The organism is Aurantimonas marianensis, from assembly GCF_024195285.1.
Classification (GTDB): Bacteria; Pseudomonadota; Alphaproteobacteria; order Rhizobiales; family Rhizobiaceae; genus Aurantimonas; species Aurantimonas marianensis.
On the sequence record NZ_JALHBS010000033.1, the window covers coordinates 18,265 to 38,343 of the forward strand.

Annotated in this window: 22 protein-coding genes; 14 read left to right on the plus strand and 8 right to left on the minus strand. The window is 64.5% G+C overall.

From position 1 onward, the window contains the following. The first annotated feature begins 7 nt into the window (after positions 1-7). Positions 8-931, plus strand: a complete 924-nt coding sequence (locus tag MJ956_RS06185; RefSeq protein ID WP_341482699.1) for an NAD(P)-dependent oxidoreductase — start codon at positions 8-10, stop codon at positions 929-931. Between the two features lie 6 nt (positions 932-937). Here MJ956_RS06185 and MJ956_RS06190 read toward each other — a convergent pair whose 3' ends face one another. From MJ956_RS06190 to MJ956_RS06205, 4 genes are all read right to left on the minus strand, one after another. Then, positions 938-2,194, minus strand: a complete 1,257-nt coding sequence (locus MJ956_RS06190) for an exonuclease/endonuclease/phosphatase family protein (RefSeq protein ID WP_253963608.1) — start codon at positions 2,192-2,194, stop codon at positions 938-940. Positions 2,195-2,324: 130 nt separating this feature from the next. Further along, positions 2,325-2,810 (minus strand): Lrp/AsnC family transcriptional regulator, encoded by a 486-nt coding sequence (locus MJ956_RS06195; protein ID WP_253963609.1) that lies wholly within the window; start codon positions 2,808-2,810, stop codon positions 2,325-2,327. A 74-nt stretch (positions 2,811-2,884) separates the two neighbouring features. Beyond that, a complete protein-coding gene (locus tag MJ956_RS06200) occupies positions 2,885-3,517 on the minus strand; it encodes a uracil-DNA glycosylase family protein (protein WP_253963610.1) in 633 nt (210 codons plus the stop codon). Continuing rightward, the gene (locus MJ956_RS06205) at positions 3,514-4,125 is read right to left on the minus strand and encodes a glutathione S-transferase (protein WP_253963611.1); all 612 of its coding nucleotides are present in this window, start codon (positions 4,123-4,125) and stop codon (positions 3,514-3,516) included. The genes MJ956_RS06200 and MJ956_RS06205 overlap by 4 nt, the downstream gene beginning before the upstream one ends. 240 nt (positions 4,126-4,365) lie before the next feature. Between MJ956_RS06205 and MJ956_RS06210 the strand changes: the two genes are divergently transcribed. The 3 genes from MJ956_RS06210 to MJ956_RS06220 all read left to right on the plus strand — a co-directional run bounded on the left by MJ956_RS06210 (position 4,366) and on the right by MJ956_RS06220 (position 6,931). Next, positions 4,366-5,877, plus strand: a complete 1,512-nt coding sequence (locus tag MJ956_RS06210; RefSeq protein ID WP_253963612.1) for a sensor histidine kinase — start codon at positions 4,366-4,368, stop codon at positions 5,875-5,877. Between the two features lie 114 nt (positions 5,878-5,991). Continuing rightward, positions 5,992-6,231: a DUF1289 domain-containing protein gene (locus MJ956_RS06215; RefSeq protein ID WP_253963627.1), complete on the plus strand. Its 240-nt coding sequence runs from the start codon at positions 5,992-5,994 to the stop codon at positions 6,229-6,231. Continuing rightward, positions 6,224-6,931 carry a retropepsin-like aspartic protease family protein gene (locus tag MJ956_RS06220; RefSeq protein ID WP_253963613.1) on the plus strand — a complete coding sequence of 236 codons (708 nt, stop codon included), beginning with the start codon at positions 6,224-6,226 and terminating at the stop codon, positions 6,929-6,931. Before MJ956_RS06215 ends, MJ956_RS06220 begins: the two co-directional genes overlap by 8 nt. Before the next feature lie 16 nt (positions 6,932-6,947). Here MJ956_RS06220 and MJ956_RS06225 read toward each other — a convergent pair whose 3' ends face one another. Continuing rightward, a complete protein-coding gene (locus MJ956_RS06225) occupies positions 6,948-7,772 on the minus strand; it encodes a sulfite exporter TauE/SafE family protein (protein WP_253963614.1) in 825 nt (274 codons plus the stop codon). A gap of 83 nt (positions 7,773-7,855) precedes the next feature. Then, positions 7,856-8,854 (minus strand): tRNA dihydrouridine(20/20a) synthase DusA, encoded by a 999-nt coding sequence (gene dusA / locus MJ956_RS06230; protein ID WP_253963615.1) that lies wholly within the window; start codon positions 8,852-8,854, stop codon positions 7,856-7,858. A gap of 201 nt (positions 8,855-9,055) precedes the next feature. Between dusA and MJ956_RS06235 the strand changes: the two genes are divergently transcribed. After that, positions 9,056-9,259 carry a dodecin family protein gene (locus MJ956_RS06235; RefSeq protein WP_253963616.1) on the plus strand — a complete coding sequence of 68 codons (204 nt, stop codon included), beginning with the start codon at positions 9,056-9,058 and terminating at the stop codon, positions 9,257-9,259. 258 nt (positions 9,260-9,517) lie between these two features. Here the strand turns inward: MJ956_RS06235 and MJ956_RS06240 are convergent, their stop codons facing one another. Then, positions 9,518-9,967, minus strand: coding sequence for a MarR family winged helix-turn-helix transcriptional regulator (locus MJ956_RS06240; protein WP_253963617.1), 450 nt, complete (start codon positions 9,965-9,967; stop codon positions 9,518-9,520). 483 nt (positions 9,968-10,450) lie between these two features. Between MJ956_RS06240 and MJ956_RS06245 the strand changes: the two genes are divergently transcribed. The 8 genes from MJ956_RS06245 to MJ956_RS06280 all read left to right on the plus strand — a co-directional run bounded on the left by MJ956_RS06245 (position 10,451) and on the right by MJ956_RS06280 (position 17,697). After that, the gene (locus tag MJ956_RS06245; RefSeq protein ID WP_253963618.1) at positions 10,451-10,840 is read left to right on the plus strand and encodes a DUF302 domain-containing protein; all 390 of its coding nucleotides are present in this window, start codon (positions 10,451-10,453) and stop codon (positions 10,838-10,840) included. A gap of 303 nt (positions 10,841-11,143) precedes the next feature. Continuing rightward, entirely contained in the window at positions 11,144-11,425 is a 282-nt protein-coding gene (locus MJ956_RS06250) for an acyl carrier protein (protein ID WP_206453538.1), read from the plus strand. Between the two features lie 195 nt (positions 11,426-11,620). Further along, on the plus strand, positions 11,621-12,832 hold the full coding sequence (locus MJ956_RS06255) for a beta-ketoacyl-ACP synthase (RefSeq protein WP_253963619.1): 1,212 nt from the start codon (positions 11,621-11,623) through the stop codon (positions 12,830-12,832). Between the two features lie 10 nt (positions 12,833-12,842). Beyond that, positions 12,843-14,141, plus strand: a complete 1,299-nt coding sequence (locus MJ956_RS06260; protein ID WP_253963620.1) for a beta-ketoacyl-ACP synthase — start codon at positions 12,843-12,845, stop codon at positions 14,139-14,141. Positions 14,142-14,283: 142 nt separating this feature from the next. Continuing rightward, a complete protein-coding gene (locus MJ956_RS06265) occupies positions 14,284-15,339 on the plus strand; it encodes a zinc-binding dehydrogenase (RefSeq protein ID WP_253963621.1) in 1,056 nt (351 codons plus the stop codon). Further along, positions 15,336-16,271, plus strand: a complete 936-nt coding sequence (locus MJ956_RS06270) for a lipid A biosynthesis lauroyl acyltransferase (protein WP_253963622.1) — start codon at positions 15,336-15,338, stop codon at positions 16,269-16,271. Before MJ956_RS06265 ends, MJ956_RS06270 begins: the two co-directional genes overlap by 4 nt. A gap of 245 nt (positions 16,272-16,516) precedes the next feature. Beyond that, the gene (locus MJ956_RS06275) at positions 16,517-17,443 is read left to right on the plus strand and encodes a universal stress protein (RefSeq protein ID WP_253963623.1); all 927 of its coding nucleotides are present in this window, start codon (positions 16,517-16,519) and stop codon (positions 17,441-17,443) included. Between the two features lie 26 nt (positions 17,444-17,469). Beyond that, positions 17,470-17,697 (plus strand): hypothetical protein, encoded by a 228-nt coding sequence (locus MJ956_RS06280; RefSeq protein WP_253963624.1) that lies wholly within the window; start codon positions 17,470-17,472, stop codon positions 17,695-17,697. A 12-nt stretch (positions 17,698-17,709) separates the two neighbouring features. On the opposite strand, the gene MJ956_RS06285 is transcribed toward MJ956_RS06280, so the two are convergent. Next, entirely contained in the window at positions 17,710-18,138 is a 429-nt protein-coding gene (locus MJ956_RS06285; RefSeq protein WP_206453545.1) for a L,D-transpeptidase, read from the minus strand. A 451-nt stretch (positions 18,139-18,589) separates the two neighbouring features. Here MJ956_RS06285 and MJ956_RS06290 point away from each other — a divergent pair. Further along, on the plus strand, positions 18,590-20,079 hold a 1,490-nt coding region (locus MJ956_RS06290; RefSeq protein WP_253963625.1), incomplete at its 3' end, for a diguanylate cyclase domain-containing protein.

Here is a 20,079-nt window from a genome sequence, read left to right on the forward strand (position 1 = left end):
GATTGCAATCAGTCCGCGCCCGGCTAACTTCCCACCATCAGCAAGCAAGAAGGAACACGACATGGCGAAGGTTGCATTCATCGGATTGGGCGTGATGGGGTATCCGATGGCGGGCCACCTCAAGGCCAAGGGGGGACACGACGTCACCGTCTTCAACCGCTCGGCCGCAAAGGCCGAGAAATGGGCGAGCGAGCACGGCGGCGCCCATGCGGCAACGCCGCGCGAAGCCGCCAGGGACGCCGATTTCGTGTTCTCCTGCGTCGGCAATGACGACGACGTCCGCTCGGTGATCTACGGCGACGACGGCGCCTTCGCCGGCATGAAGCCGGGCGCGACGCTGATCGACAACACCACCGCTTCGGCAGAGCTGGCCCGCGAGCTCGACGCGGCGGCGCGGGAAAAGGGCTTCAAATTCATCGACGCTCCGGTGTCGGGTGGCCAGGCCGGCGCCGAGAATGGCGCGCTCACGGTGATGTGCGGCGGCGAGCAGGCCGATTTCGACGCGGCCAAGCCGGTGATCGAGGCCTATGCCAAGATGGTCGGGCTGATGGGTCCGGCCGGCTCCGGCCAGCTCACCAAGATGATGAACCAGATCTGCATCGCCGGGCTCGTTCAGGGCTTGTCGGAAGCCATCGCCTTCGGCCAGAATTCCGGGCTCGACATCGAGAATGTCGTCTCCGTCATCTCCAAGGGCGCCGCCGGCTCCTGGCAGATGGAGAATCGCCACAAGACCATGAACGAGGGCCATTACGAGCACGGTTTCGCGGTCGAGTGGATGCGCAAGGATCTCGGCATCTGCCTCGAGGAAGCCAAGCGCAACGGCTCGACCCTGCCGGTCACCGCCCTCGTCGACCAGTTCTATGCCGAGGTCGAAAAGATGGGGGGCAAGCGCTGGGACACCTCGTCGCTGCTGGCGCGGCTGAAGCGGTAGACTTTGTCAAACGAGGCCGTCGGCGATCTCGAAGTCGACGCTGACCGGCCGATGATCGCTGGTATGGTCGTCGGCGTTGTCGAAGGCGGTGTTCACGGCCACGTGCGCCGCATGATCGACCCGCCCCGCCTCGGGCGGGACCCGGACCGGTGAATTCTCGAAGGCATCGGAGCCCACCACCGGCTGGGTGAACATGATGTGGTCGAGCAGGATCTCGGCCGGTCGGTACGGTTCCCAGGCGTCCTGGAAACGTACGGTCCAACGATAATTCGCCGGATCGTCGATGCGATAATCGAACAAGCCGTGGTTGAGGAACCGCCGGGCGAAGAAGACGTCGCCCTGCAGATTCGAAACCAGATCGTGAAAGAGATACTTCCTTTCGAAAATCTCCTTGCCGATCCCGTCATTCATGTCGCCCATGAGAAAGATCGCCGGATAGGGCTCGTTGCGAAACCGGTTGTCGATGTAATAGCGGATATCGACGGCTTCCGTTGACAGCTTGATCCGCGCTTCGACGGCCTTCTGCTCGGCACGGGCGATCGTCTCGGCTTCCTTCTTCGTCGGCGCCCGGTTTTCTGCGGCGATATCGCGCCGGGCCTTCGCGGCAGCCTCGTAGTCCTCGCCGCTGAATTTCGACTTCATGTGAACGCCGATGAAGTCGACCCGCCGCCCGCCGAATTGGCACACCAGCACTTGTGGGTGGCGGTAGTGATAATGCTCGCGGTCGCCGAGATCACGTGGCGGTGGGTCACCCTCCTCGTCCTCCGGGTCGGGTTGGCGCTTGTCCGGTTTGAAATACGGATGGTTGATCGGCCAGGTTTCGCCATGCTCGCCCGGCTTTCCAGGATCGAAGCGGCTTTCGAACTCCGTCGCCTCGCGCCATTTGGGGATCGGCAGAAGCATCGGCCGCAAAAGATCAAGGCGCCGTTTGCTGACCAGGAACCAGATCCCTTGCGAACCGCTCACCTGGTATCCGGTCTTATCGCTCGCCGATCGCTTGATGACGACGTATTCGCCGTCCAATTCGGTCCCGCAAAAATCGTCGAGCAGGCCAACCCGCTTCACGCTCGGCCCTTCCTGAATGCACAGGATGTCAGGGCCAATCAGACGGATCTCCTCGGCGATGCGACCCTTCTGCAGCCTCTGAAGCGCCTTGCCGGCGGCGCTGGTGACTGTCTTGGATCGACTCGGAATCGTCCGCGTCTTGCCCTGCAGCAATTGCCCAAGCCATTCAAGATTCCAGGTCGTCAACCGGAGCTTCACCGCACATCTCCACTTCTAATTGCTATGGCATGGGTGAAGAGTGGATGGCGGCACCGAAATGATCAAGAAAAAATCAAGCATTATCTGAAATTGCCGCAACGGCAGACGATGCGCAACAAACCCGCTTGTCTCAATCCCCCCGCGGCTCCTTGTCCAAGATCATATAATCAAGCGGCATTTCGGTCGTGTATTTGATCTGCTCCATGGCGAAGGACGAGGAGACGTCGCGGATCTCGATCCTGGCGATCATCCGCTTGTAGAAGGCGTCATAGGCGGCGATGTCCGGCACAACGACGCGCAGGAGATAATCGATGTCGCCGCTCATGCGATAGAACTCGACCACTTCGGGAAACTCGCCGATCACCTCGGAGAACCGCTTCAGCCATTCGTTGGAGTGGGAACTGGTGCGGATCGAGACGAAGACCGTCACCCGCGCGTTGACCTTGGCGGGGTCGAGGATCGCCACCCGCCGCTTGATCACACCCTCTTCCTCGAGCTTCTGGATGCGCCGCCAGCACGGCGTCGTCGACAGGCCGACACGCTTGGCGACATCGGCGACCGCCAGCGTCGCGTTTTCCTGCAGCAGCCTCAGTATCTTCTTGTCCAGCCGGTCCATCGACACGCTACTCCCTGTCCTGCGCCGCAAGAATTACAGGTGGCGCACTTGAACCGGTAGGCCGGCCGGTCCGGTCACACAAGGTCCGCCACCCGCCGCCTCAGTTCCGGCAACAGCTCTGCCGCGAACCAGGGATGGCGCTTCAGCCAGGCATTGTTGCGCCAGGACGGATGCGGCAGCGGCAAAACCTTCGCGAAACGCCCCTTTCCGGCGAGGATGTTGCGCCAGTCCGCCACCGTCTCGGTGAGGCTTCGCCCGCCCCCCTCAGCGACGTGAAAACGCTGGGCGTAGAGCCCGATCGCCAGAACCAGCTCGACCTGCGGCATCGCGGCGAAGACACGGTCATGCCAGGCGGCCCGGCACTCGCGGCGCGGCGGACGGTCGCCGCCCTTGGCATCATATCCCGGGAAGCAGAAGCCCATCGGGACGATCGCCACCCGCGCCGGATCGTAGAAAATATCAGGGCCGATGCCCAACCACTCCCTCAGCCGCACGCCCGACGGATCGCTGAACGGCTTGGTCTGCTTGTCGGCGAGGTTTCCCGGCGCCTGGCTGGCGATGACGAGGCGCGCGGTCGGCGATAGCACCAGCACCGGGTTCGGCTCGATCGGCAATGGCGGACCGTGCGGCGCCTCGCGGCAGATCCGGCAGACGCGAATCGTGCGATAGAGCGCTGTCGGATCGTCTCTCACCGCTGATGTGCTCAAGCCTTGGCGCTCGGCCGCGCGGACACCTCCGCGTACCAGCGGCCGACATTGATCAGGTCTTGGGGCGGCGTGATCTTCGCCGGTTTCATGAAGTCCATCGCGATCATGCCGGTGATGTCGGCGACACTGTAGGCGTCGCCAGCGGCGAATCGGCTGCCCGCCAGATGCGCATCGAACAGTTTGAGGAATTCCAGCGCCTTCGGCCTGTTGATCTCGCCCCACTCGGCAACTTGCGGCACTTCCCATGTGGCCATCGCCGGATGGGTGTGACGGAACGCCGCGGCGACCGGCTGCAGCAGGCCGAACTCGAGGCGGCGGTTCCACATCTCCACCCTGGCCCGGCCAAGCGCACCGGTGCCAAACAGCGGCGGCTCGGGATGCGTTTCCTCGAAATAGCGGCAGATGGCGATCGATTCGGTCAGACAGGTTCCGTCGTCGAGTTCGAGAACGGGAAGCCTTTGCAAGGGGTTACGACGGGTAATCTCATCCGATTTATGACCAAGTTCGCCCATGTCGACGGGCTCGATCGGGATCTCGATCCCCTTTTCGGCCAAATAGACCCGCACCCGGCGCGGATTGGGCGCGCGCCCGCCGTCGAAAAGTTTCATACCGTCATCTCTCGATCCCGTTTCGCCCGCAATGGTTTAGGCAGGCGCGGCCTCGCTGCCAAGCCATCGCCGCATGCTCGCGTTCGGCATCCGCGAGGGCACGCAACGCCCGAACGGGCAACCCGTCGCCCGGTTTTCACGGAACAATCGGGCTTTTCGCTATTCCTTAAGGCATTTTTTTAAGCTTCTCGAAACAGAATGGCCGGGTCTTCAAGCGTATCCAGGCGATCGATCGAGTTCATGTCAGTCGCAGCCCCACCCCGTTATGACCACGCCGTCGTCGCTCGACGGCCCGCCGCCCGCGGCGGCGATATCGCCAAGACGCTCAAGGCGACGCGCGAGCGGCTGTCGTCGCGCGGCGGTCTTGCGCCGGGTTTCGACCGCGAGCTCCTGACCCAGCATGCCGCCGCGCTGCAGGCGGCGGCCGTCGTGCTGCCGCTGCCGGTGATCCTGACCGGGCTCGGACTGTCGGTGTTCACCGGTCCGCTTCCCGCGATTCTTTGGACCGGCTTTGCACTGCTGGGCTATCTGCTCCTGGTGCTCGGCTCGCGGCGATACGCGGCCGCCGCTGAATCCGCCCGGCACTTCGACGTTTCCCGCTGGACGAAGATCATCGTCGTCGGCCACGTGGCGGCCGGGCTGTCTTGGGCCTATCTCGCGACGCTATCCTGCGCCGATTGCGCGCCGCTTCGCTTCGAGATCTTCCAGTTCACCGTGCTGTTCCTGGCGATCGCGATGATCGCGATGATCTCCTCGACGCTTAAGGCGGTGGTCCCCCTCGCCTTCCTGCCGACGGTCCTCGTCCTCGGTTATGACATCGTCACGGCCACGCAGCCGGTCCTCGGAGCGATGCACGCGGTGCTGATCGGCGCCGTGCCCTTCTTCGCCGTGGTCGCGGAGACATTGCGCCGGGCCGCGATCGCGCAATTGAAGCATCAGAATGAAAAAGACGAGCTGATCACCGAACTCGACATCGCCCGCGTCATGTCCGACGAAGCGCGCCTGCGCGCCGAAGAAGCCAATCAGGCAAAATCCCGCTTTCTGGCGACGATGAGCCACGAGCTGCGCACGCCGCTGAACGCCATTCTCGGCTTCTCGGAGGTCATGAGCAACGAGATCCTCGGTCCGGTCGGCAATGATTCCTACAAGGAATATGTCGCCGACATCCATGCGTCCGGCCAGCATCTCCTGGGCCTGATCAACGAAATCCTCGACCTCTCGCGCGTCGAGGCGGGACGGTACAATCTAGACGAGGAGGCCATCGAGCTCGTGCCGATCGCCCGCGCCTGCATCGGCTATATCAAGGTCAAGGCCGAGGCGAAGACCCTCGTGGTGCGCTCGGAATTCGAGAAGAATCTGCCGGCGATGTGGGCGGACGAACGGTCGCTGCGCCAGATCATCCTCAATCTCCTGTCGAACGCGGTGAAATTCACCCCGCCCGGCGGCGAGATCGTGTTGCGGGTCGGTTGGACGGCCGGAGGCGGCCAGTATGTGTCCGTCAAGGACAATGGCCCCGGCATTCCCGAGGAGGAAATCCCGATCGTGCTGTCGTCCTTCGGCCAGGGCTCGATCGCCATCAAGAGCGCCGAACAGGGCACCGGACTCGGCCTGCCGATCGTCCAGGCGCTGGTCAAGATGCATGACGGCAGCTTCGAGCTCCTGTCGCGCCCGCGCCAGGGCACCGAGGCGATCGCCATCTTCCCCAATTCCCGTGTTCTCGAGGTGATGCCGGCGCTCGACGAGCAGCAATGAATGGCCGCCCCGTGCCGGGTCGACGGATTTTTGCTTGTTCCGTCTCCCGGCGCTCGCCATATCAATCCCTGTGAACGACCTTGGCTGTCACCATAGCCCTTGAGGACCATGAGCATCGAAAGCCCCTGCATCCTCGTGTGCGTGCTCGATCCGAAAACCGGTTACTGCTTCGGCTGCGGCCGGACCGGAGAGGAAATCGCCAGTTGGACCGCCATTTCGTGCGAGGCCCGTCAGGCGGTGATGAATCTGCTGCCTGCCCGGCTCGCGGGCTTCGAGCGGCCTGCCCGGCGCCAGACGACCCGCTCCCGCCGTGCCAGCCAGCGGCGTGAAGCGGAGGCCGGCGGCGATGCATAGCGGCCGGCTCCTTTGGATCGTCCTCGGCCTTCTGGCCGCCGCCGGTCTGGCGCTCGTGTTCAATGGCGACGGCAAGATTGTCGGCCTTGATGACGATCAGTTCGCCAGCCTTGCCTATTATGGCGCCTGGGGCCTTGTGTTGGCCTCGACGGCGGTCCTCATGCTGCGCACCCGTTTGGGCGAAGCGTTGCGGGGCGCCGCGATCTGGTTTCTCGCCTTTGTCGTGCTGATCGGCCTCTATACCTTCCTGCCGGATCTGGCCTCCCTGAAAAACCGGTTGATGGCGGCGCTTGTGCCCGGCACGCTCGTCGCGATCGGCGCCCCGGAGGGCAACAGGTTCATGGCGCTGCGCGGACGGGACGATCATTTCCGGCTGGACGGTTCGATCGACGGCGAGCCGGTCTCCTTTATCGTCGACACCGGCGCCTCCGTTGTCGCCATGGACCGCGCGATCGCCGAGACAATCGGCATCGACACGGCGCGCCTGCGCTTTTCCCATGAGGTGATGACGGCGAACGGCATTGCCCGAGCCGCGCAGATCAGGCTTGATTCCGTTCGCGTCGGCGACATCGTCCGCCACGATGTTCCGGCGGCCGTCACCGAGGGTGAGGGCCTCGGCGTCGCCCTACTGGGCATGAGTTTCCTCAATACCCTCACTTCTTTCGACTTTCGCGGCGACCGGCTGATTCTGACGGATTAGGTCGCGTGATCGACGCTCACACAAGACTATAGGCAAAGCGAGCCGCGACGATCAGCAGGAACCCGCCGAAGCCGAGTTCGAGCTGGCGTCGTGTCAGCCGATGCGCCAGCGCCACCCCGAGCGGTACCGCGAGAATCGAGGCCGGCGCGACCAGGCCGACGGCGGCGAGGCTGACGAACCCAAGGCTGAAGGACGGCAGCAGCGGATTGCCCCAGCCGCCGGCGATATAGGCGAGAACGCCGGGTATCGAGATCAGGACGCCAACACCCGCGCTGGTCGCCACCGCCTGGATCATCGGCCGGCCGTAGAGCGTCATGAAGGTGTTGTTGAGAATACCGCCGCCGATTCCCATCAGCGATGACAGCAGCCCGATGAGGAACCCGGCGAGCGAGCGGCCGACAAGGCCCGGCAGGTCCGTGCCCAGCGAGAAGCCGATGCGCCCGAAGATCAGCTTCAACCCGAGCGTGAAGGCGAGCGCGGCGAAGATCGCGCGAAGTTCCGCCGACGTGGCCGACGCAGCGACAGCGGCCCCGGCCACCGCACCAAGCGGTATCGCGACGATCCACCCCTTCAGCAGTTTCCAGTCGACCGCATCGCGCTTCCAGTGCGAGGCAAGCGAGCGCAGCGACGTCGGGATGATGATCGCAACCGAAGAGCCGATGGCCAGATGCATCGAGACGGCGTGGCTGACGCCAAGCCCCTCGAAGGTCTGGTAGAGGACGGGGACAAAGATCGCCCCGCCGCCGACGCCAAACAGACCGGCCAGGAAGCCGGCGGCGGCGGCGGCCGCGACGATCGGCAAGGCCAGGGAGGCAAGGGAGGCGACATCGATCGGAATCATGGCGCGTCATAGGCCGTCGACGCGGCCTTTGCATCCCTGTTTCAGCGCATCGATAGCCGAAAGACCGGTTGGCCGCGTGGCACTCAAGCGGCGGCGCGGGCGGCGGTCCCGACCCGCACGGCGGCGAACGCCTCCAAAAGCAGCTGCGGCCCGGCATCGGGACGGCTTGCGCCCTCGGACAGGATCTGCCGCCAGCGCCGCGCGCCCGGCATCCCGTTGAACAGCCCGATCATGTGCCGCGTCACCTGGCCGAGCCGGCCGCCTTGCGCCATGTGCCGGGCGGCATAGTCCGCCATGACCTCGATCAGCGCGGCAAAGTCGATGTTCCGGGGCGCTTCGCCGAAGAAGCGGGCGTCGACGTCGACGAGCCGGTCCGGCGTCTGATAGGCGGCGCGTCCCATCATTACGCCGTTGACGTGGGGAAGCTGCGCCTCCGCCTCGCAAAGCGTCTTCACCCCACCATTCAGCCCCACGAAGACATCGGGAAGCCGCTGCTTCAGGCGATGGACCCGATCATAGTCGAGCGGCGGAATGTCGCGATTCTGCTTCGGGCTCAGACCCTCAAGCCAAGCTTTTCGCGCGTGGACCCAGATTCCCGCGACGCCGGCCGCCACCGCCGCGTTGGCGAGCCGGTCGAGGGCCTCTTCGGGGTCCTGATCGTCGACGCCGAGCCGGCACTTGACCGTCACCGGGATGGCGCTCGCCCCGACCATCGCCCCCAGACACTCGCCGACGAGGCTCGGCTCGCGCATCAGACAGGCCCCGAAGGTGCCGGACTGGACCCGGTCCGACGGGCAGCCGACATTCAGGTTGATCTCGTCGTAGCCGTAGGAAGCGGCGATCCGGGTGGCGCGCGCCAGCTTGTCCGGATCCGAACCGCCGATCTGCAGTGCCACCGGATGCTCCGCCGTGTCGAAGTCCAAAAGCCGGTCCGCGTCGCCATTCAGGATCGCGTCGGCGACGATCATCTCGGTGTAGAGCAACGCGCGCCGGGTCAACTGCCGGTGAAAGAACCGGCAGTGGCGATCGGTCCAGTCGATCATCGGCGCAACGCTGAAGCGGCGTGCTTGGATTAATCGCATGAGGCATGCACCATTCAAGACGGCGGTTAAACGCTCTGGAGCCGATATGGAGCAAACAGCCGGACTTTGTAATGGGGCCGGCGTCGAAGCGGTGCGGGTAGCGGCTCGCCGCCGTCGGCCGAATCTCCGGATCCATAATGGAGACGGAACCTCCCGCAGCCTCGGACCGTTTTGCCTTTTTACTCGCGGGAGGAAAAGACCATGAGCGTCGCACGCGTCACGGAAATCTCCGCAACCTCGCCTGAAAGCTTCGAGGCGGCGATTCGCGAAGCCATCAGCCGCGCAACGAAAACCTTGCGCAACGTCCAGGGGGCATGGGTGAAAGAGCAAGAGGTCCGGGTCAAAGACGACCAGATAACCGCATTCAAGGTCAATCTGATGGTCACTTTCCTGTTGGAAGACTGAGACCGGCCGAGAGCCTCACCCCCTCGAGCGCCCTTCACGAAGGGCGAAAACGTCAACGGGTCACCGTCCGTAGGCCAGGAGCGCGCGGGAGCCGCACCTCTGCCGGATGAGCGGCGCGGCGGGATGCGTGTCTGGTTTCCACGGCAACTCCTGTCGAAACATCCGCCTGGCCGAATTCTCACCCTCACCCAGGAGTCGGTACCGTGTTCCAGGGTTTGCGCATACCCGCCAATGCCCCCGCCGTCCTTCCCTCCGCTTCTACTGATCGAAGGCGCGGTCGAGGCCGGCCAGTCCTCGTTCGAGGCCGGCGAGTTCGTCCTCGCTCAATTCACTCAGCACCTGATTTTCAGCTTCCTCGACCTTCGGAACGAGCGCCGAGTAGGCTTGCATGCCGGCCTCGGTCAAAGTGAGATATTCGAAACGCCGATCGGTGGTCGCACGGCTTCGGCCGAGCCATCCCCGATCATCGAGAGATGACACCGCGCGGCTGACCTTGGTCTTGTCCATCGCCGTGGTTTCGACGATGTAAGAGGAGGTGAACGCCTTCCCGCCGGCGGCGCCGAGAATGATGAGAACGCTGAACTCCGGCGCGGAAAGGCCATGCTGATCCCGGTGCACCTGGGCGGTGATCCGGCCGAGCGCGGTGGCTGCCCGGATCAGCCGGTTGGTGAGAAAAAGGGTTCGGCCCTCTGTCTTGTTCGTGCTCATCGATCGTTGCCCTGCACCTGGAGATCTGGACATCATCTCCGGCTTGCCGCGATCGGCCCGCCGTGGCCGGGGGCCCTGCGTCGCCGACCGTTGGAAAGTGATCCGGTCGTCTGGAGCAAACGTTGCAATCGCGCCGACTGTTCCGCCCGATCCCCCGGACGCAAGCATTTACGGCTCCTGTCGCGCCGCAAATCCTTCATCGCCCGCGACACCCCAGCAGGTACGCAGCCGCCGCGCCGGTTGATTCCGATCATTGACCCTTATGTCGTGGCCAGGCCACACAGTCAGCTCTGCGAGCGCTTGACCGCGCGCGAACGAAAGAGAGGAGAAGGGGAACCGATGATGGATGGATTTGGTTGGATGGGCGGTGGCATGGGATTCGGCGGCATCTGGATGCTGCTGCTGCTGGTGGCCGTCATCCTGGCGATCGCCGCGCTGGTGAAATATCTCAGCCGCTGAGCTGGTTTTTTTAGGAGACGTCAAATGGCCTATACGATCAACCGGGTCGTCGACGCGGAGGATTTCGATGCCGTCGTGGAACGCACCCGATCGGCGCTCAGCGACCAGGGCTTCGGCGTTCTGACCGAGATCGATGTCAAGGCGACGATGAAGAAGAAACTCGACATCGACATGGACGACTATCTGATCCTTGGCGCCTGCAATCCGCGCATGGCGCATCAGGCGATCGGCATCGAGCCGCGCGTCGGCGCGATGCTTCCCTGCAACGTGATCGTGCGAAGGACCGGGCCGAGCGCCGTCGAGGTCAGCGCGGTCGATCCCGTCGCCTCGATGGCCTCGATCGACAACACGGAGCTGACATCGGTCGCCGGTCAGGTGCGCGACATGCTTGAAACGGTGGTCCAGAAGCTGTGACGGGTTGGCGGAGCTGGCTCGTCGAAGCATGCGCCTTCTTCGCCGCGCGCCTCCGGGTCATGCGAGCGGCATTTTCGAATACCTCCCCTGCATCCGCGGGCGGGGTGGTCTGAGCCTGTCAGTTTTTGGCGGCACCCGACTGTCGAACAAAAACGTTGCGCTTCGCACCCCTCATTTTCGACACCTCGCACCCGCATAGCACCCGCGGTGTCGGGACGGGGTGATCGCGGCTTTGCATTTGGCGCCGAATTCCCTATAGCTTCGCGCCAAATTCGCCATGACCCATCAGACAAGGATAAATCATTGTCTTCAACCTTCGACCGGGTCGCGGACATCATCGCCGAGACCAGCGAGATCGACCGCGCCCAGATCACACCGGAAAGCCACACGATCGACGATCTGGGAATCGATTCACTGGATTTCCTCGACATTGTGTTCGCGATCGACAAGGAGTTCGGGATCAAGATCCCGCTTGAGAAATGGACCCAGGAGGTCAATGACGGCGACGTTCCGACGGAAGAATATTTCGTGCTGAAGAACCTCTGCGCGAAGATCGATGAATTGCGCGCGGCCAAGGCCGTCTAAGGCGACGCTGTCTTCGTGGCGCCGCCACTACCCCGCCTTCGCGCGACTGCGGGCAAAGCGCGCCGTGTTTGAATAGCGGCGCGATGGCGTGCAACGGACCATGCGGAGTGTCGCCATCATGCCGCGCAGCGCGGGACGCCACGAACCGATCGCGCCGGCGGGAGGCGGAACGGTCCGGAAGCTTGGAACAATCGCATGACTGAGAGTGCCAGGGACGTCGTCATAACCGGAATCGGGCTGGTTTCCTCTCTCGGCGAGGGAGTCGCGGCACATCTCGACGCGTTCGCCCGTGGCCCCGCGCCGCAGCCGAAGATCGAGGCCGAGGCCTACGCGCCGTATTTCGTCCATCCCCTGCCCCCGATCGACTGGTCGAACCAGATCCCGAAGAAAGGTGACCAGCGTCAGATGGAGACCTGGCAAAAGCTGGGCACCTATGCGGCCGGGTTGGCACTGGACGATGCCGGTATTCCAGCCGACGAAGCGGCTCGCGGCAAGATCGACATGGTCGTCGCGGCCGGGGGCGGCGAACGCGACATGGCGGTCGATGCGCTGGTGATGGAGCGGGCTCGGGGCGCGAACGACCGGGACCGCATCGTCAACGAGACGCTTGCGGCGGAACTGCGCCCTACCCTGTTCCTGACGCAACTTTCCAACCTCCTCGCCGGCAACATCTCGATCGTTCACAAGGTGACGGGCTCGTCGCGCACCTTCATGGGCGAGGAAGCGGCGGGAATTTCGGCGTTCGCGTCGGCCAGGGCACGGATTGCGTCCGGCCAGAGCGACATCTGCCTCGTCGGCGGCGCGTTTTCGGCCGAGCGCAAGGATCTGATCCTCAATTTCGATCTTGCCGGCCTGATGCTGAAGGACGAGTGGCGTCCGGTGTCGTCGCGCGCCGCGCCCCATGACGGCATCGCCGTGGGCAGCGTCGGCGCCTTCGTCATCCTGGAATCAGCCGAGCATGCGGCGGCCCGATCGGCCCTCGCCTACGCCCGGCTCGTCACCGCGACGGGCGACCGCGGCCGGCGCGAAACGTCCGCGACCGAAGCCCGCTTCCAGGGCCTTCTGCCGCCGCAGCAGGGGCCGGCGGAAGAGACATTGGTCCTTTCCGGCGCGACGGGCATCGCCGATCTTCTGGCTATCGAACGTGGTGTTCTGGAGAAAATCCTTCCGGGGGCGCCGGTGAGGGCCTATGGAACGCTGCTCGGCCATTCCTTCGAGGCGCAGCTACCCGCCGGGATCGCGCTGGCCGCTGGCGCGCTGTCGCGCGGAGAGGCCCTGCCGCCTCTCGATCCCGGCGAGGAACAGCCGGCATCGGCAAGGCCCCGCCGGGCGGTCGTGACCGCGATCGGCCACCTCCACGCCGAGGGCGCTTGTCTGCTCGAGGCCGTGGACGGCCGCAGATTGTGAGGATCAGTTCATGAGCGCCAATGTGACAGCCGCGGAGACTGATTTCCTGGGCCGTCCGGTGATCGCGGTCACCGGTCTCGGCGTCGTCTCGTCGCTCGGCCGCGGCGTCGAGGCCAATTGGGCCGCGCTTTCGTCGGGCCGTTCGGGCATCCACCGGATCGAACGATTCTCGACCGAAGGGCTGCGGACGACCATTTCCGGCTCCGTCGACTTCATGGGAGCGGAGAACGACACCTCGACCACCCTCTCTTACGCCATGGCCGAAGCCGCCGGGTCCGAGGCGGTCCTGATGGCCGGCCTGCCGGATGACGACTTCGGCGGGCCGCTGTTTCTGGCCGCGCCGCCGGTGGAGATGGAATGGCAGCATCGCCTCGCCCTCGACGCGATGGACGGCGCCGAACGCGAGGAGGCCGGCTACGACCGGCTGCTGGAAGTGGCCAGACGCCACCCCAATCCGGCGATCTACCGTTTGACCCAGTGCAGCAGGATTTCCGAGCTCTTGGCCGATCGGCTCGGGACCCGCGGCCTGCCGATCACGCTCTCGACCGCCTGCGCTTCGGGCGCGACCGCCATCCAGCTCGGCGTCGAGGCCATCCGGCGCGGCGAAACCGACCGGGCGATCGCGATCGGCACCGACGGGTCGATCACGCCGGAATCGGTGATCCGGTTTTCGCTGCTTTCGGCGCTGTCGACCAACAACGACGTCCCGGAAAAGGCCTCCAAGCCGTTCTCCAAGGATCGCGACGGCTTCGTCATGGCCGAGGGCGCGGGCGCGCTCGTCCTGGAGTCGCTGACCGCAGCCAAGGCACGCGGGGCCAGGATCCTCGGCATCATCCACGGCTGCGGCGAACGCGCCGACGACTTCCACCGCACCCGCTCCAAGCCCGACGGCTCCCCGATCATCGCGACCATCAAGGCCGGGATCGCCGACGCCGGGATGGAGCCGACCGACATCGACTACATCAACGCCCACGGCACCTCGACCCCGGAGAACGACCGGATGGAAGCGACGGGCCTCGGCGCTATCTTCGGCGAGGCGCTGAAGACCACCCCGATTTCGTCGAACAAATCGATGATCGGCCATACGCTGACCGCGGCCGGAGCGATCGAGGCCGCCTTCTCGGTGCTGTCGCTGCAACACGGCGTGCTGCCCCCGACGATCAATTACGACAATCCGGACCCGGCGATCCCTCTCGACACAGTTCCGAACACGGCGCGCTCGGCCGATATCCGCACGGTGCTGTCCAATTCCTTCGGCTTCGGCGGCCAGAACGTCTGTCTCGTCATCGGGCGCGAACCGCGCGCCTGATCGCCGGCTTAACACCATCAGAAGCGCAAGCAAGAGCGGGAGCGGTTTCCCTGCGTCGTTCGCTTCGACTTGCTAAATTCGATCGCGTGGGATCGGGGCGAAACCGATCGAATATCATCGTGATCCAGACTGAGGTTTCATCATGCGGGCATTGCAACTCGTCGGCGACCGCGACCTGAAGGTGGTCGATCTGCCACCGCCACCCGAGCCCGGCCCCGGCGAGGTCACCGTGGCGATCAAGGCGGTGGCGCTCAACCACATCGATGTCTGGGGCTGGCGCGGCATGGCGTTTGCCAAGCGCAAGATGCCGCTGGTCGTTGGCGCCGAGGCCGCCGGCGTCGTGTCGGCGATCGGTCCGGGCGTCGCCTCGGTGCTGCCGGGCCAACTCGTGTCGATCTATGGCGCGCGCACCTGCGGGCTCTGCCGCCCCTGCCGCGAAGGTCGCGACAATCTCTGCGAGCATGTCGGGGGCGTCCACGGCTTCCATCTCGACGGCTTCGCGCAGGAAAAGGTCAACCTGCCGGCCCGGCTGCTCGTCCCTGCGCCGCCAGGCTGCGACGCGGTCGGCGCGGCACTGGCGCCGGTCACCTTCGGCACGGTCGAGCACATGCTGTTCGACAACGCCAAGCTCGAGCCGGGCGAAACGATCCTGATTCACGCCGGGGGCTCCGGCATCGGCTCGGCCGCGATCCAGCTCGCCAAGATGATGGGCTGTAAGGTCATCACGACGGTCGGTTCCGACGACAAGATCGAGCCCGCCAAGGCGCTGGGTGCCGATCACGTGATCAACTACCGCAAGGACCGCTTCGAGGGCGTCACCCGCAAGCTGACGAAGAAAAAGGGCGTCGACGTCGTGTTCGAGCACGTCGGCAAGGACACTTTCGCCGGTTCGATGCTGTGCCTGAAGCGCGGCGGCCGGCTGGTCACCTGCGGCTCGACCTCCGGCGTCTCGGCCGAGATCAATCTGATGATGCTCTTTCAGCAGCAGTTGCGGCTGCTCGGCTCCTTCGGCTGCCGCATGGAGAACATGGCCGACGCCATGCAGAAGATGGCGCGTGGTCTGGTTCATCCGGTCATCGACACGCGGATCGGCTTCGACGGGATCGAGGTCGCGCTGAAACGCATGGAAGCGCGCGCGGTCTTCGGCAAGATCGTGCTCGACCTCGAAGCCGAGGGCGCGGAAACCATCGCCGCATGAACCCCACGGCCACACGCCTCGCTCTGAGGGGTAAACGGGCGGCGGACTATGTCGTCGCCCAGATTCTGTTCGCGCTTCTCCGGCTGGTTCGCCTGTTGCCGGCCGAAACCGGCCTCGCCTTCGCCGACCGCACGGCGCGGCTGTTGGGGCCGCTGACGCCGCGCCACCGGCTCGCCAAGGAGAACCTCCGCCAAGCCTATCCGGAGAAGGACGACGCCTGGGTCGAACGCATCGCCAGGGAGAACTGGGGCCAGATGGGCCGTATCGCCGCGGAGTTCGTGTTTCTCGACGATCTCTTCGACTTCGATCCGGAAAACCCCGGCGCCGGGCGCATCGTGGTCGAAGGCTCCGACATTTTTCTGGAATTGCGCGAGCGCAAGGGACCCTTCATCTTCTTTACCGGCCATCTCGGCTGCTTCGAGCTGTTGCCGATCGGCGCGGCGGCGTTCGGCCTCGAATTCACCGCGCTCTTCCGCCAGCCCAACAACCGCTATATCGCCAAGGAGGTTCAGTCGGCCCGCCGCACCAGCGGCGGACACCTGGTCCCCTCGAAAGCCGGTGCCGCCTGGTCGCTTGCCGGCGTTTTGCAGCGGGGCGGCTCGGTCGGCATGCTGGTCGACCAGAAATTCCGCAAAGGCGTTCCGACGACCTTCTTCGGGCGGCCCTGCAAGACCAACCCCTTGCTGCCGAAGCTCGCCCGCCAATTCGACTGTGAAATCTATCCGGCCCGTTCGATCCGGCTTCCGAACGGGCGCTACCGCCTCGAACTGAAGCCGCGACTGGATCTGCCACGGGACGCCGCCGGCGAAATCGACGTTCGGGCAACCTGCCAGCTGCTCAACGACACGGTGGAAGGCTGGGTGCGCGAGCACCCGGAGCAGTGGATGTGGTTTCACGACCGCTGGAAATCGAAGCTGCTGACCAAACGATAGCGCGGATCCAAGGCAAAGTATCCGGTGTTCCCCGCTCCCGTTCCGCGCTCACTGACCGGAGGCAGTGCGGTCTCGGCATGATCTGACACGGGTCGCCTGCCCGATTTGCAACGGCGGCCGATCGGGCCGCGATCGAGCCGGCGCGAAATCCTCCGGCGATTGACCGGGATCAAGGTTCGTGACCACGAGAGCGTGGAAAGTCCTTTCGAATGGAGCGATACTCCGGCAGGCGAAAGGAACAGACCATGGGCAGCGGCGGAACGCGGATCGGTGCTGATGGTGGCGCGGTGAGAGCACCCGGCTTCGAAAGCGCGCCCTCGCCCCGGGGCGGGCGCGATCGAACGCATCGGATCGCAGACCTTGCGGTTCATCTCGACGGAGGCGACCGCGATGCCGCGAAGATCGCTTATCTGCAGACGATTCACGCCACCTTCTGCGCGCATGTCGAAGTCTTTTTCGCAAACCCCATCACGACCGCCTTCATCCCGATCGGACCCGGCTACGAAGGCCTTCCCGCCGAGATCTGGGCCGAGGGCGCGGCTGCGGGAGACGTCGCCGAGAGGACGATTCGCGCCCGATTGGACCCTCTGGACTTCGCGGCGGAATTGCGCCGCGTCGACGGGATGCCGCACGAACTGGTCCCGGCGGCGGCGACGCTGGCCCGTTCGCTCGACCTGTTTCTGCTCGGCCGCCCCAATGGCGACAGATGGCGGACGGATATTCTGGAAGCCGTTCTTTTCGATGCCGGAGCCCCTGCTCTCGTGATACCGCCGGATGCGGCGGCGGCGAAGGACCCGCGGACGATTCTCATCGGCTGGCGCGATACCACTGAGTGCTCCCACGCGATCGCCGCCTCGCTGCCTTTTCTGGAACGCGCGGCGCAGGTACATCTGGTTTCCGTGGCGGAGACATCCTCCAGCGAGGAAAAGCGCATCGAACCCGCCGCCGATATGGCCAAGCATTTGTCCCGCCACGGCATTTCGGTAGTGGTCCGGCATTTGCCGAAATGGAACCACCCGGCCGAGGCGCTGCTGAACGAGGCGGCGATCGTCGGCGCGGACCTCATGGTCGCCGGGGCTTATGGACGCTCGCGCCTGCGCGAGATGATTTTCGGCGGGGTCACGCGAGCCCTTCTGAGGGACTGCCCGATCCCGCTCCTCATGGCTCACTGAGGGCCGCAAGCGAAGGAGATATTGCTATGCACTCGTCAGAATTGCGGTACTGCGTGGAACCGACCGGCGGACGCTGGATGGTTTCCTTCTGCCACTCACCCCATGGTTTCTTCGACCGGCGCGTCGATGCCATCCGCTCCGCGCTATCGGACGCCGACCGGGTCGAGCGCATGGGGCACAAGGTGACGGTGGTCGTCGCCCGCCCCGCCGACGCCCCCGATCTCGCGCAGCGGGTCTTGCGGCGGCCCCACTGAGCGATCCTGCGGTCAGCGCTGCACGATGACCCGGGTATTGCGCATCCCGATCTTCTTGACCAGCGAGTAGAAGATGCGCGCATTGGCGGTGTGGAGCCGCACGCAGCCGTGCGACGCCGGGCGTCCGAGGCGGCTGACGGCGTTGGTGCCGTGAATCGCGTAGCCGCCATGGTAGAAGACCGAATAGGGCATCGGCGACATGTCGTATTTGCGCGAATACCACATGCGGTGCGTGCGCTTGGGCCGCCAACTCCCGGTCGGTGTCACATAGCCCTTCCTCGCCGTCGACACCGGCCAGCGATACATCACCCTGCCGTTCTTGATGACGGTCAGCGTCTGGGACGAAAGATCGACCTTGGCCACCAGCCCCGCCGTGGCGCTGGACATAGCGAATGCGAGGAATCCGGCCATCACGGCGATGACAAGCAGTCCGTTTTTCATGAAAACCTCTCCAGCCCCGAAAGGCATAAAATAGTCGCCCCAAAAAAGTCTAATTTCACATCCGTCGGATGGTCAATTGCCGATCGCGTGATGTGCCGTCTGCGTGGCTTTTCGCGAGCTCGGACGGTGGCGACGGATGAGTTCTTTTTCGACGAGGGCCCCTTATTCCAACCGGCGGTGACAGGAACCCCTTCAATTGGCCATGGTCGGTGCCTAGGCGCCGATGCATGACGAGGAACAGGACGAGAGGCGACGCGGCGCACTGAACCTTGCGGCGCGAGTGGCCGGACAAGCCGGTTCAGCGCCGCCCAATGGATCCCGATTACCGTGGGTTGGTATACGGCACGCGAGGCCGCAAGAAATGACCGCAACGGTTGTCTACCGAGCCCGAATTCGACAATTGTTTACACCTTCGCTCTAGCGTTGCGCCTGAATATCGATGCGGATGGCAATGCTGCTCAGCGTGATAAAATCATACGGCGCAACCCTGCTCGGCGGATTGATTATCGCCGGGTTCGTCGTCACGAGCGCATTCATGATCGGCGGAGCCACTGTCGGAGAGCTCGTCGAAACGGGCGCACGCGCCCGCGGCGCCGAGTTTGCCCGTCTTCTCCTGGGACCGGAAGGCCACGTCGACGCCTTTCTGACCGGTATCGCCCGCACACCTGACGCCGAGACATCGATCCGCAAGATCGCGGGTTTGGCGGGGGTCGAAAGCTTCGCCGTCTTCGACCGTGAAGGTCAGGAAGTGTATCGGTCCCGTTCCGATCGCTACGACTGGTTGCTGCGCGACCGGCCGGGCGGCATCAGTTCGGGCGATCGGCTATCGACGGCTGTGCTGGCCAAGCCCGGCCCATGGTCGATCGTCGAAGACGACCGCGTCACCAATCCGTCGTTTCTGACCCCCCTGATTCGGAACGGCAAGACGATCGGCTATGTCTCGGTGGTCGCCGATATGATCGCCCAGCGCTACGCTTTCAAGACCTCGCTCGCCCGCGCCTCGGTGTCGTTGCTGCTCATCCTGTTCCTGGCGACCGGGGTGCCTTTGCTGCTTTACCTGCGCCGCAAACGCAAGATCGCCGAGGCAGCCGACCGCATCGACTTCCTGGCCAATCATGACGCCCTCACCAACCTGTTGAATCGCAGGCGCATGCAGGAGGAAACCGACCGCGTTCTAGCCACCGTGCGCGCAACCCGGGAGCAGATGGGCTATCTGTATATCGATCTGGACGAACTCTCCGAGATCAACGACCGGCTTGGCCAAAACTGCGGCGACGAACTTCTGACGGTGGTCGCGGCCCGCCTTGCCGGGGTCGTCGACCCATGCGATCTTCTTGGTCGGATCGGCGCCGACGACTTCGCGATCCTGCGCCGCCGGATCACATCGGTCGAGGACATCGCGGCACTGGCCAAACGAATTCTCGACGCGGTTTGCGAGCCGGTCGAACTCGCCGGAGAGATCGTCAAACCCCGGGTTTCGATCGGCTGCGCCATGGTGCCGGAGGACGGGCGTACCCACTCCGAACTGGTCAAACACGCCGAGATCGCGCACCTGCATCACAAGACCGACAAAACTCGCAACCTTGTCTTCTTCGAGCCCTCGATGGACGAGGCGATGCACCATCGGCGCTATGTCGAGGCGCTGGTGCGCGCAGCGGTCGAGAATGAGAGTTTCGAACTTTTCTACCAACCGATCGTCAATGGCGACGGCTCTCGCCTGCTCGGCTTCGAGGCACTGCTGCGGCTGCGCGATGAGAAGGGCGACCACATTTCCCCGGCGGTGTTCGTGCCGATCGCCGAGGCGCGCGGCTACATCAAGGCCATCGGCACATGGGTTATCCGCGAGGCGACCCGCCAGATCGCACTCTGGCCGAAGGACCTTTTCGTCTCGGTCAATCTCAGCGCGGTGCAATTCGGCGACGGAGACCTCGTAAAGATCGT

What these genes read in the sequence shown, in the direction of transcription:
- MJ956_RS06195 (WP_253963609.1), bottom strand. Translation starts at nt 2,810, where the DNA reads ATGGACCGGCTGGACAAGAAGATACTGAGGCTGCTGCAGGAAAACGCG.
- MJ956_RS06205 (WP_253963611.1), bottom strand. Translation starts at nt 4,125, where the DNA reads ATGAAACTTTTCGACGGCGGGCGCGCGCCCAATCCGCGCCGGGTGCGG.
- MJ956_RS06210 (WP_253963612.1), top strand. Translation starts at nt 4,366, where the DNA reads ATGTCAGTCGCAGCCCCACCCCGTTATGACCACGCCGTCGTCGCTCGA.
- MJ956_RS06220 (WP_253963613.1), top strand. Translation starts at nt 6,224, where the DNA reads ATGCATAGCGGCCGGCTCCTTTGGATCGTCCTCGGCCTTCTGGCCGCC.
- MJ956_RS06225 (WP_253963614.1), bottom strand. Translation starts at nt 7,772, where the DNA reads ATGATTCCGATCGATGTCGCCTCCCTTGCCTCCCTGGCCTTGCCGATC.
- dusA (WP_253963615.1), bottom strand. Translation starts at nt 8,854, where the DNA reads ATGCGATTAATCCAAGCACGCCGCTTCAGCGTTGCGCCGATGATCGAC.
- MJ956_RS06235 (WP_253963616.1), top strand. Translation starts at nt 9,056, where the DNA reads ATGAGCGTCGCACGCGTCACGGAAATCTCCGCAACCTCGCCTGAAAGC.
- MJ956_RS06240 (WP_253963617.1), bottom strand. Translation starts at nt 9,967, where the DNA reads ATGAGCACGAACAAGACAGAGGGCCGAACCCTTTTTCTCACCAACCGG.
- MJ956_RS06245 (WP_253963618.1), top strand. Translation starts at nt 10,451, where the DNA reads ATGGCCTATACGATCAACCGGGTCGTCGACGCGGAGGATTTCGATGCC.
- MJ956_RS06255 (WP_253963619.1), top strand. Translation starts at nt 11,621, where the DNA reads ATGACTGAGAGTGCCAGGGACGTCGTCATAACCGGAATCGGGCTGGTT.
- MJ956_RS06260 (WP_253963620.1), top strand. Translation starts at nt 12,843, where the DNA reads ATGAGCGCCAATGTGACAGCCGCGGAGACTGATTTCCTGGGCCGTCCG.
- MJ956_RS06265 (WP_253963621.1), top strand. Translation starts at nt 14,284, where the DNA reads ATGCGGGCATTGCAACTCGTCGGCGACCGCGACCTGAAGGTGGTCGAT.
- MJ956_RS06270 (WP_253963622.1), top strand. Translation starts at nt 15,336, where the DNA reads ATGAACCCCACGGCCACACGCCTCGCTCTGAGGGGTAAACGGGCGGCG.
- MJ956_RS06275 (WP_253963623.1), top strand. Translation starts at nt 16,517, where the DNA reads ATGGGCAGCGGCGGAACGCGGATCGGTGCTGATGGTGGCGCGGTGAGA.
- MJ956_RS06280 (WP_253963624.1), top strand. Translation starts at nt 17,470, where the DNA reads ATGCACTCGTCAGAATTGCGGTACTGCGTGGAACCGACCGGCGGACGC.
- MJ956_RS06285 (WP_206453545.1), bottom strand. Translation starts at nt 18,138, where the DNA reads ATGAAAAACGGACTGCTTGTCATCGCCGTGATGGCCGGATTCCTCGCA.